This is a genomic window from Streptomyces sp. NPDC086777 (assembly GCF_040702065.1).
Lineage (GTDB): Bacteria > Actinomycetota > Actinomycetes > Streptomycetales > Streptomycetaceae > Streptomyces.
This window is the reverse complement of sequence record NZ_JBFBJI010000019.1, coordinates 93,874-111,604: the sequence shown is the minus strand read 5'-3', so window position 1 is coordinate 111,604 and position 17,731 is coordinate 93,874. Positions and strand designations below refer to the sequence as shown.

The 17,731-nt window shown below is 71.7% G+C and carries 18 protein-coding genes; 13 read left to right on the top strand and 5 right to left on the bottom strand.

From position 1 onward, the window contains the following. The first annotated feature begins 101 nt into the window (after positions 1-101). The 5 genes from AB0472_RS25935 to AB0472_RS25915 all read left to right on the top strand — a co-directional run bounded on the left by AB0472_RS25935 (position 102) and on the right by AB0472_RS25915 (position 5,609). Positions 102-1,061 (top strand): ABC transporter permease, encoded by a 960-nt coding sequence (locus tag AB0472_RS25935; protein ID WP_366359450.1) that lies wholly within the window; start codon positions 102-104, stop codon positions 1,059-1,061. Next, entirely contained in the window at positions 1,058-1,957 is a 900-nt protein-coding gene (locus AB0472_RS25930; protein WP_366359448.1) for an ABC transporter permease, read from the top strand. Before AB0472_RS25935 ends, AB0472_RS25930 begins: the two co-directional genes overlap by 4 nt. Continuing rightward, entirely contained in the window at positions 1,954-3,768 is a 1,815-nt protein-coding gene (locus AB0472_RS25925) for an ABC transporter ATP-binding protein (RefSeq protein WP_366359447.1), read from the top strand. The genes AB0472_RS25930 and AB0472_RS25925 overlap by 4 nt, the downstream gene beginning before the upstream one ends. Before the next feature lie 41 nt (positions 3,769-3,809). Further along, positions 3,810-4,748 (top strand): ROK family protein, encoded by a 939-nt coding sequence (locus AB0472_RS25920; protein ID WP_366359565.1) that lies wholly within the window; start codon positions 3,810-3,812, stop codon positions 4,746-4,748. A gap of 135 nt (positions 4,749-4,883) precedes the next feature. Next, positions 4,884-5,609 carry a transporter substrate-binding domain-containing protein gene (locus AB0472_RS25915; protein ID WP_366359564.1) on the top strand — a complete coding sequence of 242 codons (726 nt, stop codon included), beginning with the start codon at positions 4,884-4,886 and terminating at the stop codon, positions 5,607-5,609. A 52-nt stretch (positions 5,610-5,661) separates the two neighbouring features. Here the strand turns inward: AB0472_RS25915 and AB0472_RS25910 are convergent, their stop codons facing one another. From AB0472_RS25910 to AB0472_RS25900, 3 genes are all read right to left on the bottom strand, one after another. Then, entirely contained in the window at positions 5,662-6,114 is a 453-nt protein-coding gene (locus AB0472_RS25910; RefSeq protein ID WP_366359445.1) for a hypothetical protein, read from the bottom strand. Positions 6,115-6,294: 180 nt separating this feature from the next. After that, positions 6,295-6,966: a sigma-70 family RNA polymerase sigma factor gene (locus AB0472_RS25905; RefSeq protein WP_366359443.1), complete on the bottom strand. Its 672-nt coding sequence runs from the start codon at positions 6,964-6,966 to the stop codon at positions 6,295-6,297. Between the two features lie 263 nt (positions 6,967-7,229). Beyond that, positions 7,230-7,517, bottom strand: a complete 288-nt coding sequence (locus tag AB0472_RS25900) for a hypothetical protein (RefSeq protein WP_366359441.1) — start codon at positions 7,515-7,517, stop codon at positions 7,230-7,232. 305 nt (positions 7,518-7,822) lie between these two features. On the opposite strand from AB0472_RS25900, the gene AB0472_RS25895 reads away from it, so the two are divergent. The 7 genes from AB0472_RS25895 to AB0472_RS25865 all read left to right on the top strand — a co-directional run bounded on the left by AB0472_RS25895 (position 7,823) and on the right by AB0472_RS25865 (position 14,149). Continuing rightward, positions 7,823-8,113: an SDR family oxidoreductase gene (locus tag AB0472_RS25895; RefSeq protein WP_366359440.1), complete on the top strand. Its 291-nt coding sequence runs from the start codon at positions 7,823-7,825 to the stop codon at positions 8,111-8,113. Continuing rightward, positions 8,047-8,301, top strand: coding sequence for an SDR family oxidoreductase (locus AB0472_RS25890; RefSeq protein ID WP_366359562.1), 255 nt, complete (start codon positions 8,047-8,049; stop codon positions 8,299-8,301). The genes AB0472_RS25895 and AB0472_RS25890 overlap by 67 nt, the downstream gene beginning before the upstream one ends. A 163-nt stretch (positions 8,302-8,464) precedes the next feature. Beyond that, positions 8,465-8,935 carry a MarR family winged helix-turn-helix transcriptional regulator gene (locus AB0472_RS25885; RefSeq protein WP_366359439.1) on the top strand — a complete coding sequence of 157 codons (471 nt, stop codon included), beginning with the start codon at positions 8,465-8,467 and terminating at the stop codon, positions 8,933-8,935. 222 nt (positions 8,936-9,157) lie between these two features. Then, complete coding sequence (locus AB0472_RS25880; protein WP_366359437.1) at positions 9,158-12,028, top strand: AAA family ATPase; 2,871 nt, start codon at positions 9,158-9,160, stop codon at positions 12,026-12,028. 63 nt (positions 12,029-12,091) lie between these two features. Then, positions 12,092-12,673: a putative immunity protein gene (locus tag AB0472_RS25875; RefSeq protein ID WP_366359560.1), complete on the top strand. Its 582-nt coding sequence runs from the start codon at positions 12,092-12,094 to the stop codon at positions 12,671-12,673. 109 nt (positions 12,674-12,782) lie between these two features. Further along, a complete protein-coding gene (locus AB0472_RS25870) occupies positions 12,783-13,313 on the top strand; it encodes a GNAT family N-acetyltransferase (RefSeq protein WP_366359436.1) in 531 nt (176 codons plus the stop codon). A gap of 353 nt (positions 13,314-13,666) precedes the next feature. Beyond that, on the top strand, positions 13,667-14,149 hold the full coding sequence (locus AB0472_RS25865; protein ID WP_366359434.1) for an XRE family transcriptional regulator: 483 nt from the start codon (positions 13,667-13,669) through the stop codon (positions 14,147-14,149). A gap of 8 nt (positions 14,150-14,157) precedes the next feature. Here AB0472_RS25865 and AB0472_RS25860 read toward each other — a convergent pair whose 3' ends face one another. Then, positions 14,158-14,721: a hypothetical protein gene (locus AB0472_RS25860; RefSeq protein ID WP_366359432.1), complete on the bottom strand. Its 564-nt coding sequence runs from the start codon at positions 14,719-14,721 to the stop codon at positions 14,158-14,160. Positions 14,722-14,948: 227 nt separating this feature from the next. Further along, the gene (locus AB0472_RS25855) at positions 14,949-16,376 is read right to left on the bottom strand and encodes a ricin-type beta-trefoil lectin domain protein (protein ID WP_366359431.1); all 1,428 of its coding nucleotides are present in this window, start codon (positions 16,374-16,376) and stop codon (positions 14,949-14,951) included. A 372-nt stretch (positions 16,377-16,748) separates the two neighbouring features. Here AB0472_RS25855 and AB0472_RS25850 point away from each other — a divergent pair, with 372 nt between their 5' ends. Then, positions 16,749-17,450 carry a hypothetical protein gene (locus AB0472_RS25850; protein ID WP_366359430.1) on the top strand — a complete coding sequence of 234 codons (702 nt, stop codon included), beginning with the start codon at positions 16,749-16,751 and terminating at the stop codon, positions 17,448-17,450. The last annotated feature ends 281 nt before the right edge of the window (positions 17,451-17,731 follow it).

Sequence of the window (17,731 nt, the reverse complement as noted above, 5' to 3'; positions counted from 1 at the left end):
GCACCCCTCGCGCACCCGCGCCGCACCGACGGCCAGTCGTTGTGACGCCCCTGTCCAGGTGACGCCCAGCGCGCCACGGAGACGAAGCGACCGGAAAACACATGAGCACTTCCTCGTACCTGATCAGACGCGTCCTCCAGGCCGTCGCGGTGATCGTCATCGTGACCGTCGTCGTCTTCGGCCTGTTGCACGCGCTCCCCGGAGGGCCCGCCCGCGGGATCCTCGGCCCCCAGGCCACCGCCCAGCAGATCGCGAGCTTCAACCACGAACAGGGCCTCGACAGGCCCCTGCCCGTGCAGTACTTCCACTACCTCGGCCGGCTCCTGCAGGGCGACCTGGGAACCTCCTACACCCTCAACGAGCCGGTCTCCCAGCTCATCGGCGAACGGCTGCCGAAGACCCTGGTCCTCACCCTGCTGTCGGCCGTCGTCGGCCTCGTCCTCGCGATCCCGCTGGGCATGTGGCAGGCCGTGCGCCGCAACAAGGCCACGGACTACGTCATCACCACCCTCAGCTTCATCGCCTACTCCACGCCCGTGTACTTCCTCGGACTGATCCTGGTGCTGGTCTTCAGCCAGGAACTGGCCTGGTTCCCCTCGCAGGCCCCGCAGGGGGAGACCGTGGGGCAGGTGTTCTCCGACCCGCAGGGCCTGGTGCTGCCGGTGTTCGCGGGCGCGGCCTCCATGATCGCCGTGTTCAGCCGGTACATGCGCGCGGCCACCCTGGAGAACCTCTCCGAGGACTACGTCCGCACGGCCAGGGCGGGCGGCTCCCGCTCCCGCGCCATCCTCGCGCGGCACGTGTTCCGCAACTCGCTGACCCCCGTGGTGGCCATGCTCGGCTACTACATCCCCGTCCTCTTCGGCGGCGCGCTCGTCGTCGAGCAGCTGTTCAACTACCCCGGCATGGGGCTGCTGTTCTGGACGGCGGCCCAGTCCTCCGACTACCCGGTCCTGCTGGGCTGCGTCCTGGTGATCGCCGTCGCCACCGTCACCGGCACGCTGCTCGCCGACATCGTCCAGCGGATCATCGACCCCCGAGTGAAGGCAGGCCGGGCATGAGCGCCGTCATCCAGCCGGACGCGGTCCCGACGAAGGCCACCGAGCCGCGCGAGGCCACCGGCACCCGCCTGGCCGTCCGCCGCTTCCTGCGCAACAGGCTGGCCGTCGTCGGCCTCGCCGTCGTGGTCCTCTTCTTCCTGTTCTGCTTCGTGGGTCCGCTGGTGTACTCCACCGACCAGACCCACACCCTGCTCGAACAGGTCAACCTCGCCCCCAGCGGCGCCCACTGGCTCGGCACCGACGCCGTCGGCCACGACGAGCTGGGCCGGCTCATGTACGGCGGCAAGGTCTCGCTCATCGTCGGCCTCGCCGCGGGCGTCCTCGCCACCTGCATCGGCACGCTGTGGGGCGCGGCCGCCGGTTACGCGGGCGGCTGGATCGACGCCCTGATGATGCGGATCGTCGACGCCGGCATCGCCATCCCCGCGCTGTTCATCCTGCTGGTGGTCTCCGCCATCACCACACCGGGCCTCGGCGGACTCGTCCTCATCCTCGGCCTGGTGTCCTGGCTGGTGCCCTCCCGGCTGGTCCGCGCCGAGACCCTGACCCTGAAGAACCGGGACTACGTGCTGACCCTGCGCGCCATCGGCGGCACGCACGCCCGCGCCATCCTGCGGCACATCCTGCCCAACTCGGTCTCCACCGTCATCGTCGCCGCCACCTTCCAGGTCGCCGACGCCATCCTGCTGGTCGCCTACGTCTCCTACCTGGGCATGGGAGTACGGCCGCCGCAGACCGACTGGGGCGGCATGCTCTCCGCCGGCCTCACCGCCGCCTACTCCGGCTACTGGTGGCTGATCCTGCCGCCCGGCCTGGCCATCATCCTGGTGGTGTGGGCGTTCAACGCGATCGGGGACGGCCTCCGCGACGCATTCGATGTGAGGGGACGCGGATGACCGCCACCACCGACGGCTCCGCCGCCCGCACCACGGCGGCCGAACCCGAACCGATCCTCGAACTCGACGGCCTCGGCGTCGTCTTCACCACCGAGACCGGCGACGTGCCCGCGGTCAAGGGCGTGTCCCTCCAGGTCCGGCCCGGCGAGACACTCGCCCTCGTCGGCGAGTCCGGCTCCGGCAAGTCGACCATCGCGCTCGCCGCGATGGGCCTGCTCACCGGGAACGCCCGCGCCACCGGCAGCGCCGTCATCGCCGGCACCCAGATCGTCGGCGCCTCGGAGAACGGCCTCGCGGCACTGCGCGGCAGAACCGCCTCCATGGTGTTCCAGGAGCCGGCCACCGCGCTCGACCCGCTCACCCGCATCGGGAAGCAGATCGCCGAAGTGATCCGCAACCACCGCGAGGTGAGCGCCAAGGACGCGGCCGCCGAGGCCGTCGACCTGCTGCGCCGGGTCGGCATCCCCGAACCGGAGCGGCGGGCCCGCGCCTACCCGTTCCAGCTCTCCGGCGGACAGCGCCAGCGCGTCGTCATCGCCATGGCCATCGCCAACGAGCCCCGACTGCTCATCGCCGACGAGCCCACCACGGCCCTCGACGTCACGGTGCAGGCCGAGATCCTCGACCTGCTGCGCCGGCTCGCCGTCGAGACCGGCACCGGCGTGCTCCTCGTCACCCACAACATGGGCGTCGTCGCCGACTTCGCGGACCGCGTCGCCGTCATGTACCAGGGCGGGATCGTGGAGACCGGGGCGGTCGAGGACGTCCTGCTGCGGCCCACCCACGACTACACCCGACGCCTGCTGGCCGCCGTACCGCGCCTGTCGGTGGCGGAGCCGGTGGCCCACGGGGAGACGGCCACGGCCGCCCAGTCCGTGACCGAACCGGCCGCCGTGCACGACGTGGTGGCCGAACCGGCGGACGTGCGCGACGTGGTGGCCGAACCGGCGGACGTCGCCGCCGAGTCCGGCGAAGCGGTGGTCGAACTGCGCGACATCAGCGTGGTGTTCGGTCGTGGAAAGACCGCCGTGCACGCCCTCGACGGAGTCTCCTTCCGGGTCGGCCCGGGACAGACCCTCGGACTGGTCGGCGAGTCCGGCTCGGGCAAGTCGACCGCCGCACGGGTCGCGCTCGGCCTGATCGCGCCCACCTCCGGCACCGTCTCCCTGTTCGGCACCGACCTGGGCCGTACCCGCGCCCGGGCCCGCCGCGCGCTGCGGGCCGGCATCGGCGTCGTCCTCCAGGACCCGGTGGCCTCCCTCGACGCCCGCATGACCATCGGCGAGTGCATCGCCGAACCCCTCCGGATCCACCGCCGCGACCTGACCGCCAAGGACCGCCAGGCCAGAATCGCCGACGTCCTCGACCGGGTACGGCTGCCCCGCGAAGTCGCCCGCCGCGCGCCCCGCGAACTCTCCGGCGGACAGCGTCAGCGGGTCAGCCTGGCCCGCGCCCTGGTCCTCGACCCCCGGCTGCTGGTCGCGGACGAGCCCACCAGCGCGCTCGACGTGAGCGTGCAGGAGGCGGTCCTGGAGGTGATCACCGAACTCCAGCGAGAACTCGGCTTCGCCTGCCTCTTCGTCTCCCACGACCTCGCCGTCGTACAGCACTTCGCCCAGCACGTCGTCGTGATGCGCGCCGGCCGGATCGAGGAGCAGGGCTCCACCGGTACGACCCTGCTGCACCCCGAGACCGACTACACCCGCCGGCTGCTGGCCGCCGTGCCGGTACCCGACCCGGTGGTGCAGCGGGGCCGCAGGGCCGAGCGCCTGGCCGCGCTCGCGGCCGGCCGTACGGAGGCCCAGGCGTGACCCGACCCCTTCTCTCCCCCCACACCCCGCAGGACCTCGCGATGCACACCTCCCACCGGCCGCTGTTCGCCGGTATCGACATCGGCGGCACCACCACCCAGGTGGTGCTCTGCTCGGACGACCTCACGGTCCTCGACCGGGCGGAGACGGCCACCCCGGCCCGGGAGGGCGGCGCGGCCATGGTCGGTACCGCGCTCGCTGCCCTCGCCCCGCTGCTGGCCCGTACGCCGGGCCGTCTGGTGGGCGCGGGAATCGGCGCCGCCGGGGTGGTGGACTCCGCGAACGGCCGCATCCTGGTCGCCAGCGACTCCTTCCACGGCTGGGCAGGCTTCGCCGTCACCGCCGCCGTCGAGGACGCGCTCGGCGTCCCCGCCTACCTGGACAACGACGTCAACGCCTTCCTCTACGGAGAGGTGTACGGCGGGGCGGTGCGCGGCGAGGCCGACGTGCTCGGCATGACCCTCGGCACCGGCGTCGGCGGCGCCCTGTGGACCAACGGCGCCCTGTACGCCGGCCCGCACGGCGCGGCCGGCGAGATCGGGCACATCCCCGGCTTCGGAGACCTGCCCTGCTCGTGCGGCGGCCGCGGCCACCTGGAGACGCTGGCCTCCGGCCGCTCCATCACGGCCCGCTACGCCGACCGCACCGGCCGGCGGCGTACGGCCCGTGAGGTCGCCGAGGCCGCGGCGGGCGGCGACGAGGACGCCCGCGCGGTGTACCGCGCCGCCGGATCGGGCATCGCCCGCGCCATCGTGATCACCGCGGGCGTCGCCGACATCACGACGGTGGTCGTCGGGGGTGGCGTCAGCCGGGCCTGGCCGCTGCTGGAACCGTTCATCCGGTCCGCGCTCGCCGCCGACCCGCCGGTCAGCGGGCACCCCGTACGCCTGGTCCGGGCCGCGCTGGCCGCCGACGCCGTCCCGGTCGGTGCGGCCGCCCGCGTGCGGGGTGAACTGGCCACGAAGCCGACGACGGCGTGACGAGAGGGCGGACGGATCGGCGCGCCGCCTGCCTGCCGACGCCGACAGGAAGCCCGCGCTGCCGTCGGGTGGGTGGACGAGCCGCGCGAGCGGCCCGTCCGGGCCCGCCCGCGGGCCCGTCCTATACTCCACACCATGGAGATCGTCGCCGCAGACGTCGTTGAAGACCTCGCTTCAACAGGTGTGCTGAGAGTCTCGATCAACCTGGGCAACCCCGTCCTCGCGCAGGGCACCTCCGCACAGCCCGCCGGTGTCACGGTGGACCTGGCCCGTGAGATCGGCCGTCGTCTCGCAGTGCCCGTGGAGCTTGTCTGTTTCGACGCCGCGCGAAAGTCGTTCGCGGCGATGGCCTCGGGCCGAGCGGATCTCTGTTTCCTCGCTGTCGAACCGGCTCGGGAGGCAGAGGTCGCCTTCACCGCCCCGTACGTGGTGATCGAGGGCGTGTACGCGGTCCCCGTGGACTCGGATCTCCGCTCCGCCGCCGACGTCGACCGGCCAGGCGTCCGGGTCGGCGTCAAGCAGGGCTCCGCCTATGACCTCTACCTGAGCCGTACTCTGCAGCGTGCGACCGTGGTACGTGGCGACGAGGGCGTGGACGTGTTCCTGAAGCAGGGTCTGGAGGCCGCCGCGGGCATCCGGCAGCCGATGTCCGTCTTCGCCGCGGCACATGCGGATCAGGTCCGGCTGCTGGAGGACCGCTTCATGGAGATCCGACAGGCTGTCGGGGTTCCCCGGAAGTCCGCTCCCGGGACCGTGCGCTTCCTGCACACGGTGGTCGAGGAACTGAAGGCGGAGGGGTTCGTGGCCGACGCCCTTCGCCGCTCGCACCAGGACCCGGCACTCGTCGCGCCGCCTGCCTAGCGTCCCGAAGCCGGACGGCGGCGAACCACAGCGTCGACCGTGGCTCCGCAGGTCACTTGGCGCGGTACAGGCCCCGGCCGGCCCTGTCGATCCGGGACGTGCCGACAAGCCGGTCCAGCGTGCTGCGGACAGCGTTGATGCTTCCGCTGTCGGTGTCACGACCGAGTGCCGCGGCCACGTCGCGGGCCCGGACCTTCGCATCGGGGACCTGCGCGAAGTATCCGAGGATCTGCTCGGTGAGCTTTCCGTACTGCTGCTGCCCGGGCCCGTCCACGGGGGAGGAGCCGTGCGCGCGCACCGTCTCCCCGGTGTCGGGCCGGTCGGCGGAGTGTCCCATCACGACCGACAGGGCCTTCAGAGCCCGTTGGACCGAGTCGAGGTGCGCGACGATGGCGGCCAGTTCCCTCTCCAGCGCCCGCTTCTGCAGCTCCAGACGGGCCAGGTCCTCCTGGAGGCTCTCAGCGGTGGCCTCGATGTCGTGCGCCGTGTGAGCTGCCGGGACCATGGCTGCCTCTCGTCCTCACTTCCCCACCCTTATGACACTGTACGGAAAAGGGTACCTGTCATCAGGGACACACTGGTGAGTCGCGCCGGGGAGACGCGGAGAATGGTCCCACTGTCCTGTGCGAACCACGTCCGACAGACGTGTGCTCTCGGCACCGGCACCGGGAACCTCCCGGCCCCGTCACCGGGCGTCCGCCAGGAGAACCCGCTCCAGGTGCGCCAGGTCGCCGGAACGCGCGGCCCCCAGGAACGCGTGCACCAGGCGACGGTGCGTGACGGCGTCGACCTCCTGGTGGTGCCGGTGGCTGCCGAGCCGCTGCTTCGCACGGGCCACCTGCTGCCGGGCGTTGACGACGCTGAGGTGGAGAAGCGCCGCGATATTGTCGTAGGAGTAGCCGAACCCCTCCCGCAGCACGTAGGCCGCACGCTGCCTGGGGGTCAGTGTGGCCAGCAGCAGGGCGACGCCGCGTGCCACGGAATCCCGCCGCTCGGCGACCGACTCCGGTGTCACGTCGGGGTCCGCCGAATCGGGTATCCACGGACTGGCGCTGAACTCGCGGCGTCTGCGGGCCGACTGCGCCACGTTCTTCGCCAGCCGCGCGGTGATCGTCCTCAGCAGGGCGGACGGATTGTGCACGGCCGCGCGATCGGTGCCCTGCAGCCGCAGCCAGACCTCCTGCACGACGTCTTCGGCCTCGGTCGGGCTGCCGACGATGCGGTTCGCTATGTACAGCAGCGAGGGGCGGGTCCGCGTGAACACGGCAACCGCGTCGTCCAGCTCCGCGATGTCCGGGATGGCGTGCGTGTCCGGCGCGGTGGGTGCGCGCCTTGCTTCGATGAGGCTGGTGTCCACGGTCTTCTCCTGCGTCGCATGGGGGTGGGCCGTCCGGAACGGCCGTGGAACCAACCTCCGGCCCGGAGGCGGTGGGCCGCGCCATTGACAGTCCGTGGCGAGCACGTGGTCACCACGTGGTGGACGCGTGGCCACGGACCACGGGGGAGTACGACACAGGACCGGGCGTACGTGGTGAAGTCGTCGGAGGTGCCGGATGCGAGCACGATCGACAAGGGCAGGGCCCGGCGCCGACCGTGGGGCGGACCTTGCTGTTCAGCCGATCAATGGTCGGACGAGTCCGTGCCCGGCTCGGGCACCCCGTCCGGCACGAAGAGGCTGAGCCGGTAGGTGGTCGGCTGCGTCAGGCGCCCGCAGAAGGTGTCCACCCGCGTCGCGGACCAGTCGATCCGGGTGTCCGATGCTCGCAGTCGGCGCATGTGCTCGCGCCACTCCGGCGCGTCCTGGGTCTCGAAGAGCACTTCCCAGCGGCCTGCCTCCGGCGCGAAACGGTCAGCGGCCCGCTGCCTCTCGTCCCTGTGCTGACGTCGTCTTTTGTGCTGCTCCGGCATCGGCCCAGCATCGCCGCCCGTGGCCGCCAGGACAAGGCCACAGCCCACCGCCCCGATCCGGCGGCCCCGGCACCAGGCAACGGCGGCCGGTGGTCGCCGGCCGCCGCGCCGGCCGAATCACATGTTTGACTCAATGGCACACGGTTACACATCATGTTTGATGTACGACGAGCTTCGAACAATGAGGGTCTCGTGATCACGAAATCAACCGACCGAACCCTCTCCGGACACGTCGCGATCGTCACCGGGGCCGGGTCGGCATCGGACGGGCCACGGCTGTCGCCTTCGCGCAGGCCGGTGCGCACGTGCTCGGAGTGGGCCGGCGGGAGAAGCCGCTGGTCGTGCTCGACCTGCTCGCCCTGAACGTCGTCGCCCCGAGCCGGCTCGCGCACGAGGCCCTGCCGCACCTGCGCGAGACCTCCGGCACGATCATCGACCTGTCCAGCACCTACGGGCACCGCCCGATGGCCGGGGGCGCCCACTACGCCGCCACCAAAGCCGCCGTGGAGCAGCTGACGCGCGGCGGGCGCTGGAGCTCGCCGCCGAGGGCGTCCGCGTCAACGCGATCGCGCCCGGGCCGACCCGGACCGACGTGATGCTGCACGCCGGCCCCAGCCCCGAAGCCGCCGACGACATGTACGCCTACGAGCGTGAGCGCATCCCCACGCACCGCATCGCCCACGCCGAGGAGGTGGCCCACTGGGTCCTGCGCCTCGCGGAGCCGGCCGGACGCCACGCGACGGGACAGGTGCTCACCGTCGACGGCGGTCTCGAACTCGTCTGACCACACCACGGGGAGGCATGCCGCGGTGATCCGTTTTCCGCCCGCTGTCACGTGGAGGGCTTCTGCGTTGTCTGGTCACCGGAAAGCGCGCCTTGGGCGCGGCAGCCAGGACGGTGGTCGTCCCACGATGTGACGGACGGGCCCAGGGAGTGAGCAGTCTCCGGTGAGCGACGATCTGGTGATGGTCAAGCGATGGACCGCGATGAACCGTGTCCACAGGAGCATCGAGGCGCGGATCGAACGAGATCTGCGACGGCACGTGGGACTGGGGGGCCGGGAGTTCTCCGCGTTGGGGGTGCTGCGGCGTGGGACATGGGTGGGCAAGGGATCGCTGTACCTCAGCGACCTGGCGGGCGCCGTCGGGCTGAGCCAGTCGGCGACCAGTCGCCTCGTCGCCCGGCTGCAGGACCGCGGCCTGATCACCGTCCGCACGTCCAGCGACGACCGTCGCAGCATCGAGATCGAACTCACCGCCGTCGCCCACGACACTCTCCGTATCGGCACGCCCGTCCTGCACCAGGCTGTCACCGGCGCCGTGGGACAGATGGGCGCAGAGGACCCCGACGGAGAGCTGCTGCGCTACCTGCGGGGGGAACCGGGCGCAACAGGTACGCCGACGGAGCGGTGCGTCTAGGCGACGACGCCGACGGGTACCACCGAACACACCACCAGGACCGTGCGTCATGGTCGGCCGCCCCGCGCCGGGCGGCGAAACGCTCTCTACCAGCGACAACGAACCAGTCGCGATCCGGTCGTCACAAATGCTGCCCCTTCCCGGTCAGTCGGGTGAACGGGCCTGTGCGCGCACATGCACAGTCCTGTCGAGGTCCCCGTAGTCCGATAGGAGTCGCGTCTCATGACCACCAGCACGCTTCCCGATCTGGTCGGCCGGCACCCTGAACGTGCGCTGCTCGACGAGTTGCTGGTGAGTCTGCGTGCGGGCGAGTCGCGAGTGCGGGTGTTCCGGGGCGAGGCGGGCATCGGGAAGTCGGTGCTGCTGGAGTACGCGGTCGCCCGGGCGGCACAGGTGACGGTCACGGTCACCCGGGCGCAGGGCGTCGAGGCGGACATGGAACTGCCCTACGCCAGCCTGCACCAACTCTGTGCACCGTTCCTGGGACAGCTGGACACGCTTCCGGGACCCCAACGGGACGCGCTCCGGGTAGCCTTCGGCGTGGCGGCAGGAGACCCGCCGGACCGTTTCCTGGTCGGGCTCGCCGTGCTGTCCCTTCTCACCCGGGCCTCGGAGACCCGACCGGTGCTCGTCGTGGTCGACGACGCCCAGTGGCTCGACCAGGTCTCCCTGCAGACCCTGGAGTTCGTGGCGCGACGGCTGCTCGCCGAGGCCGTCGCGATGGTGTTCGCCGTACGCGATCCCGAGGGGAAGGACGCGCTCGCCGACCTGCCGACGACGCGGATCGGTGGACTCGACGCCGCCGCGGCCGCGGAGCTGCTCGAATCCGCGGTGGGCGGGCGGCTGGACAAGCGGGTCCGGGACCGCTTCGTGGCCGAGATGCACGGCAATCCACTCGCCCTGCTGGAGTTCTCCCGGGGCCGTACCGCAGCCGAACTGGCGTACGGCCCGGATTCGTCCGCCTATCCGGGAGTCGAGGGGACGGTGTCGAGCCGACTCGAACGGGACTTCGCCGAGAGACTCGGTTCGCTCCCCGGCCCGACCCGTACCCTGCTGCTCATCGCCGCCGCGGAACCGGTCGGGGACGCCGGCCTGCTGACCCGCGCGGCGGCCGCGCTCGAGATCACTCCCGACGCCGCCCCGGCCAAGTCGGCAGGCCTGATCGACCTGCACGGGTTTCTCCGCTTCCGGCATCCGCTGGTCCGGTCCGCGGTCTATCACCAGGCCGACCCCGAGGAGCGCCGTGCGGTGCACCGGGCACTGGCCGCTGCCACGGACCCGGCCCTGGATCCCGACCGGCGTGCCTGGCACGCCGCCCAGGCCGCCGCCGGACCGGACGACGACGTCGCCGCGGAACTGGAGCGGGCCGCCGACCGGGCGCGGCAGCGCGGTGGCATCGCCGCCGAAGCGGTACTCCTGGAGCGCGCGGCCCAGTTGACGCCGGACATCTGGGCCCGGGGGCGGCGGGCCGTCGCCGCCGCCGAGGCCCACTTCTCGGCCGCCTCGCCGGATCGCGCCACGGAGCAGGCCACGCTCGCCGAACTGTGCCCCCTCAGCTCCCTGGACCGCGCACGCCTGGCGCGCCTGCGGGCCTGGATCCTCTTCGCCCGCAGCCGCAGCGACGAGGCGGCACCGCTCCTGCTGGAGGCCGCCGCACAGTTCACCGCCGCCAAGTCGCCGCTGGCACGGGAGACCTACCTCGAAGCGATCAGCGCGACCATCTTCGCGGGCAGGGTGCACGGTCCGGCAGGTGCTCGCGCCGCGGCCGTCGCGGCCCGCGCATCCGGTGCGCCGCCCTCGGGCTCCGAAGCCGCCGACCTCCTGCTGGAGGGTGTGGCGGCGATCCTCACCAGTGGCTACGAGAGCGGAGTGGTGGCCCTGCGCGGCGCGCTGGGCCTCCTCGCACAGGAGGAACTCCGCACCCGTGAGGCCACCATGCGCTGGCTCCTCCTGGCCCCGGTCGCTCTGGAGACGTTCATCCACTACGCCTGGGACCTGCACGCGTGGGACACCCTGGCGACGCGCGCGGTGCGGCTGGCCCGCGACGTCGGCGCGCTGGGCGCGCTGCCGCCGGCGCTGATCTACGCGGGCGGCGTCCACATCCATTACGGCGACTTCGCCGAGGCCGCCCGCATGATCGACGAGGCCGACACGATCGCCGCCGCGACCGGACACGCGACGCACAAGTACGCGGCGCTCGTCCTGGCCGCCTGGCGGGGCGAGGCGGACGCGGCCGCCCGCATCATCGACGAGGCCCGGGCCAGCGCCGTGGAACGCGGCGAGGTGTCCCTTCTGGGCGCCATGGGTTACATCCAGGGCGTGCTGTTCAACGGACTGGCCCGCTACGAGGAAGCCCTGGAGGCGGCCCGCTCGGGCATCGAGCACGACGGGTTCAACTTCACCGGCCTGTCGCTGGTCGAACACATCGAGGCCGCGACCCGGTGCGGCAGGCCCGACCTGGCCCGCGCCTCGCTCGCCCGGCTGCTCGAGCTCACCCGTGCCGCCGATTCCGGATGGGCCGCCGGCGCCGCGGCGCGCAGCCGGGCCCTGCTCGCCGACGGCGACGAGGCCGACGCCCTCTACCGGAGCGCGATCGAGGAGTTCGGCCGCGGCGGCGTGACCGTGGAAGTCGCCCGCACCCACCTCCTGTACGGCGAGTGGCTCCGCCGCAACCACCGTCCCGCGCTGGCCCGCGACCACCTTCGCACCGCCTACGAGATGTTCGACGGAATGCGGGCCGAAGCGTTCTCCGAACGGGCCCGCCGCGAGCTGACCGCCACCGGCGAGCACGTCAAGGCGCGCGTGACCAAGTCGACGAGCGCCCTGACCGCACAGGAGTCGCAGATCGCGACCCTCGCCGCCGACGGCATGACGAACGCGAGGATCGGTGCCGAACTGTTCCTCAGCCCGCACACGGTGGAGTGGCACCTGCGAAAGGTGTACACGAAGCTCGGGATCAACTCACGCCGCGCACTGCCGGACGCCCTCGCCGGTTCCGTGGCCCTGAACAGCGGGGAACGCCGCGACGGCGTGACTCGACCGGACCGGGCCAAACCACCGACGCGCCCGTCCGGGACCTCCAGGCCACGGTGAACACCGTTGCGGGCACGCGGCCGGCCGACGGTATCGAACGCTGATCCCCGGCTGCCCGGCGTGATGGTCGAGGATGGAGCCATGACAAGGGAACCGAGCGAGATCGCCCTGGGCATGCAGGATCTGCGTGAGGTCACCGGGTTCGCCGCGGCGTGCGCGGAAGTGGTGCTCGACGTGTTCGAAAGCGACCGGCCGGACGACTCACGACCCCGGGACGCTGTCAGCGCCGCGTGGGAGTTCGTTCGCGGTGGCGAGCGGGGGAAGGCCCTGCGCGACCGAGCGTGGGCAGCACTCAGGGCAGCCAGGAGCGCGGACACGGCTGCCGCGCGCGAGGCGGCTCGGGCCGCGATGGCCGCGGCGGCCGCCCCCTACCTGCATCCGCTGGCCAGAGCCACCCAGGTCAAGCACATTCTCGGGGCCGGCGCCCACGCGGCCAGAGCGGCCGAACTCGTCGCCGACGACGATCGCGGCGTCGGCGTCGAGCACCTTCGGCAGTTGGCGCAACGGGCCGCACCGGCCGTCGTCGACGTACTCGCACGCTTTCCGGCGGCGCCGGATGGCGGCGGACGCGTCGGCGAGCTGACCCGCATGCTGGACGACGGCCTGCGTGCACGCACCCGCATCGAGCAGGACGCGGACCGGTGACGACAGGGCGCAGGTGCGTTGGTGGCCGTCCGGCCCGCGGCGACCGCCCGCGACCGACCCCTCGCTGAAAGCGCGGGGCGCCCGTACCGGCCTGTGCGAGGATCTCGGCGTGGACGATCTGCGTTTGCGCCGGGCCGGGGAGAGGGACCTCGCCGCTCTCGTGCGGCTTCGCGACGATGCCGCCCGCTGGATGCTCGCCCGGGGCATCACCGGCCAGTGGCAGCCCGGTCAGCTCGGCGTGGACCACTTCCGCAGGGTCATGGCCGGTGCCGAGGTCTGGCTCGCCGAGGCCGGCGGCCGCGTGGCCGGGGCCTGGGAGCTGTGGTGGGACGACGAGGACGCGTGGGGGCCACAGCCACCGGTGGCCGGCTACGTGCACCGGCTGATGGTGGATCGCGGCAACGCCCGGCCCGGGACCGGGCGGGTCCTGCTCGGTGCGGCGGAACGCCGGGTCGCCACGATGGGGCGGGCGCTCGTGCGTCTGGACTGCCTGTCCGGCAACGCGCGCCTGAACTCCTACTACCTGCAGGCCGGTTACCGGGTCGTCGGCCACAAGGAGGGCAAACCGCAGCCGGGCGGCGTACCCAAGTCGTTCACCCTCATGGAGAAGCCCTGCGCGGCGGCGACGCCGGCCCCGTGACCGCACCCTGAGGAACGCCGCGGCCGAAGACGACGCCGCGAGGGACGGGGACCTGCACCTGCACCGGGGCTTGGCATGCCGCACTGCCCTGTCGATCATCACGCATATGCCCTACCAGGCCATCGAGGCGGTGAACTGCGGTGGCCGACAGGGCAGGTGTGAGGGTAGGCCGTGCACATGTGTGTTACATGCGTCGCATGTGGAGGAGTGTGGCAGAGACACTCTGTTCGGCAGCGTGATCACGCGAGGTGCAGCTGTCCGGGGCACCGACGCTCACGCGCCGGGACCGACACCGGACGACGGAGTTCCGCCGGTGCGCGTCCGAAGCACTCGGCAACAAGAAAGGCCGCCACGTGAATCGACCGCCCTTCGTGCCCGCCGTAGCCCTGGCGGCCAGGCAGAGCCTGGGGTTGTCGCCCCAGCAGGTGACGGAGCAGATGAACGCGTGTGGGGCGCTGGTCGACATCTCACATGTCCACGCCTGGGAGTTCGGCGATTACCACCCCACGGAGCAGGAGCTGTTCGCGCTTGCGGACGTGCTCTGGTGCCGTACGACGGACCTGATGGGGATCGACGAGCCACGCACGCTGACGGAACACCGTCTGGCGAGGCAGTTCTCCACGGCCAGACTGGCTCACTCCATCGGCATGGACGCGGTCCGGTACGAGCAGGCCGAGGAACGAAACCTGTGGACCGGCGACGGGCAGCAGACGGCCTCTCTGCTGCGACTGCTGAACCTCACCCCACTCCAACTCGCCAAGATCATCGAGCTGCCCGGCAGGCCGTGGTCGGACACCTGGACGCCGCCGGAACCGACCCCGAGCCGCGTCCACTGACGTGTGCGTCAGGGCCGGCGGGCGCGGTAGAGGCCTCGTCCGGTGCGCTGGATGCGCGAGGCGCCGACCAGGCGGTCGAGGGTGCTGCGGACTGCGTTGATGGCTCCGCTGTCGGTGTCGCGGCCCAGGGCGGCGGCCACGTCACGGGCGCGTACGTCGGTGTCGCCGGCCGAGTCGAAGAACTCCATGATCTGCTCGGTGAGCCGGCCGTACTTCTGCTCCCCGTCCGTGCCGTCCTCGACCGGAGCGGGACGGTCCGCGTCCTCGGCCTCGGCCTCCGCCGGGGTCTTCCGGGCACCGGACGCCGGTGGTGCCGGGACGGGCGCGGGCTCGGCGGCTGCTGCCGCCTCGCCGGTGGCGGGCTGAGGAACCGTCACCCGCTCCGTGGCGGCCTGGGCACGCATCAGTGTCCCGAAGGCGCCGAGCGCCTGGCGCACCGAGCCCAGATGCGCCACCACCGCGGCCAGTTCCCTCTCCAGCGCCTGCTTCTGGAGCTGCAGCCGGGCCAGGTCCTGCTGGAGGCGTTCGGCGGTGGCCTCGACGTCGTGCATCGAGTGGGTCGCAGAGCCCATGCGTGCCTCTCATCCTGTATGCGCTGCGGCCACATCTCGTCAGCAGCGTGTCGACCGGCCCGGACGCGGAAGTGGGTACGGCGCCCACATGATAGGCACGCTCCCGTCCTCCGGGACGCGTGTCACACCTTTTGGTCGGCGCCGGTCCATCCTCGGGCTCCTCGTCCGACGGCCGTGGCCCGGCGCGTTGTCGTCGCGTCGGGCCACGGCGGGCGTTCTCCCCGGTGTCAGGCCGGCAGGTGGAACTGCTGGTTGGTGCCGCCGGCGCAGGTCCAGATCTGCAGCCGGGCCCCGTTGGCCGTGGACTTGTCCGTGACGTCGAGGCACTTGCCGGACGCGGGGTTCACCAGGGTGCCGCCGCTGCCCGGCTGCCAGACCTGGGCGCCGGTGCCGTTGCAGTCGTACAACTGGACCTTCGTGCCGTTGGCGGTGCCGGCGGAGGTGAGGTCCATGCACTTGCCGAGACTGCGGACGGTGTTGTCGGAACCCACGGTCCACTGCTGGGCCGTGGTGCCGTTGCAGTCATACATCTGAACGGCGGTGCCGTTGGCGCTGTTGGCGCCCGCGACGTCCACGCACTTGCCGCCGAGCCCGGTGATCTGGCCGGTGGAACCGGTGGGCGGCGGCGTGGTGGTACCGCCGGTCACGGTGTTGAAGGTGCTGGAGAACTGCCAGGCGCTCTGCGGGGTGCCGCTGCAGGAGTCGGAGAGCTGACCGTTGGTGGCGCACGCCTTGTCGCGGCCGAGTGCCCAGAAGGCGAGCTCCTGGATGCCCTTGGACATGGCGAAGTTGGCGAGCGTGGTGGCGTTGCCGGTGGTGAAGATCTCGCTGGTGTCGTCGTTGACCCCGATCATCGGGGTGTTGCCCTCCATCGCCCACAGCTGGGCGTCGGACTTCTCCGACCAGATGCTGCCGAGCTGCGCGCGCAGGGCGGTGGCGGCGTCGGTGGCCGCCTTGCCCATGTCCCGGGTGCCGTCGTAGTAGTCCATCGTCATGATGTTGACGAGATTGACGTCGAGCCCGTTGCTCTTGGCGTTGGACAGCAGCTTCGTGCCGTTGTCGTCCAGGCCGTTCGGCATGGACGGCAGGGTGTACTGGACGTCCAGCTTGCGGCCGGCGGCGGCGTAGTCCTGCTGGAGCTGCGCGAGGGCCTTGTTGCGGCGGTCGTTGGCGGCGGTGTCGGCGATCGCGCTGCCCTCGACGTCGAAGTCGACCCGGGTGAGGTCGAGGGTGTCGATGACCTTCTTGTACTGGGCCTTGAGCGAGGCCACGGTGGTACACGCCTGGGCCTCCTCGGTGCCGGAGGCGCCGCCGAAGGAGGCGATGACGTCACCGCCCGCGGCGCGCAGGGAGTTGATCGCCGAGGTCCAGCCGGCGTCGGTGACGGGCGTGTCGCCGTTGAACATGGCGTTGCAGCCGCCGCCGTCGATGACGAAGGCGAGCGTGAAGTACTTCAGTCCGGTGGCGTTGCGGGCGTTGGTCATCGCCGACGGCGAGTTCCACGTCTCGACGTACGGCGCGGCGTAGTGGGCGGGGAAGCCGGGGCCGGGGTTGGCCGCGGCGCTCGCCGAACCGCCTGTGGCGACGACGACGGTGGCAGCCGCCGCGAGGAGCGCGGGAACGGCGGTGAGGGCTCTGGCAGCGGATCTGATCACAGAACGGCTCCTGTCGTGGACGCGACAAACGCGAGGTGGGGGTGTCAGGGCGGAGCGTTTGAAAGCAGAAGACAGCGGTTCACATGAATGAACGACGACTTCACTGCTGAACCGTCGATGGTTGAAGACGGTATGGACTAGACCAGCTGTGCGTCAATACCCCGTACCCCGGCAGCAGTTCGGGCGGCGGCCTCCTCTTCGGTCAGGAGGCCTCTGGTGGCGGAGCCGGACCGCACGCGGTGTCGTCCGTAGCGGCAGCACGTCCACCGGCGACGGCCGGCGCACGGCCGTCGCCGGGGAACCGTGGACCGGGGCCGGTTCGTGTCCTGCTGTGGGCGTGAGGCGTGCCGGCGCCACGCGGAGGAGGGCATCATGCAGATCATCGAGGTGACCGGATATGCCGTCCGGTCTGCCGTGATCACCATGAGACGGTCCCGGACGCCGCTCGAATTCGTGATCTTCCCGATGGTGCACGTGGCGTCGCCGACGTTCTACTCGCAGGTCCGCCTCAGGCTCAGGGAGTGCGATCTCATCGTCGTCGAGGGAATCCGGGGGAGAGCGGCCGGGGTCAGCGCCCTCACGCTGGCCTACCGGTTCGCCCCGCGCCGACGGCGCAACGGCCTGCAGGAGCAACGCGACGAACTGGTGCTTCCCGAAGGTGTGCCGGTGGTCAACCCGGATGTGACCGCGGCCGAGGCGGTCGCCGACCTGAAGACACTGCCGCGGTGGATGTACGTGCTGCTCATGCTCGCGGCCCCCGTGATGGGTCTGGTGTTCGCGCTGCGCGGTCCACGTGCCTTCCTCGACGAGGACCAGGTGGTCGAGGACCTGCCGTCGACACTGCGCGCGGAGATGCTGGCCGACAACCCGGTCGAGCACGCGATGACGGACCGGCGCGACCAGCGGTTGCTCGACGCGCTCGGCGAGATCTACACGGAACGTGGTGCCGAGCCGATCCGGGTGGCCGTCGTCTACGGAGCCGGCCACGTCCCGGCGATCGTGTCGGGCCTGTGGGACCGCTACGGCTACCGGCCGCGCGAGGCGGAGTGGCTCATCGTCCTTGTCCCGGAATAGATCACTCCGGAGTGGATCGCAGGGGACCTCAGGGGGGACCCCAGGGGGGATCGCGTGGATCCCCGCGAAGACGGAGACCGCCCGCGAACCCCACCACAGCTCCCCAACAGTCGACGCCATTCCGGCACCGACCGTGCTCGCCTGGGCCGCTGCCCGCTGCCCGCTGCCCGCTGCCCGCTGCCCGCTGCCCGCTGCCCGCTGCCCGCTGCCCGCTGCCCGCTGCCCGCCGCGAAGGGTGTCACAGCGATCCCTCGGCCGGCGACATGTCCCCTATTGTTGGC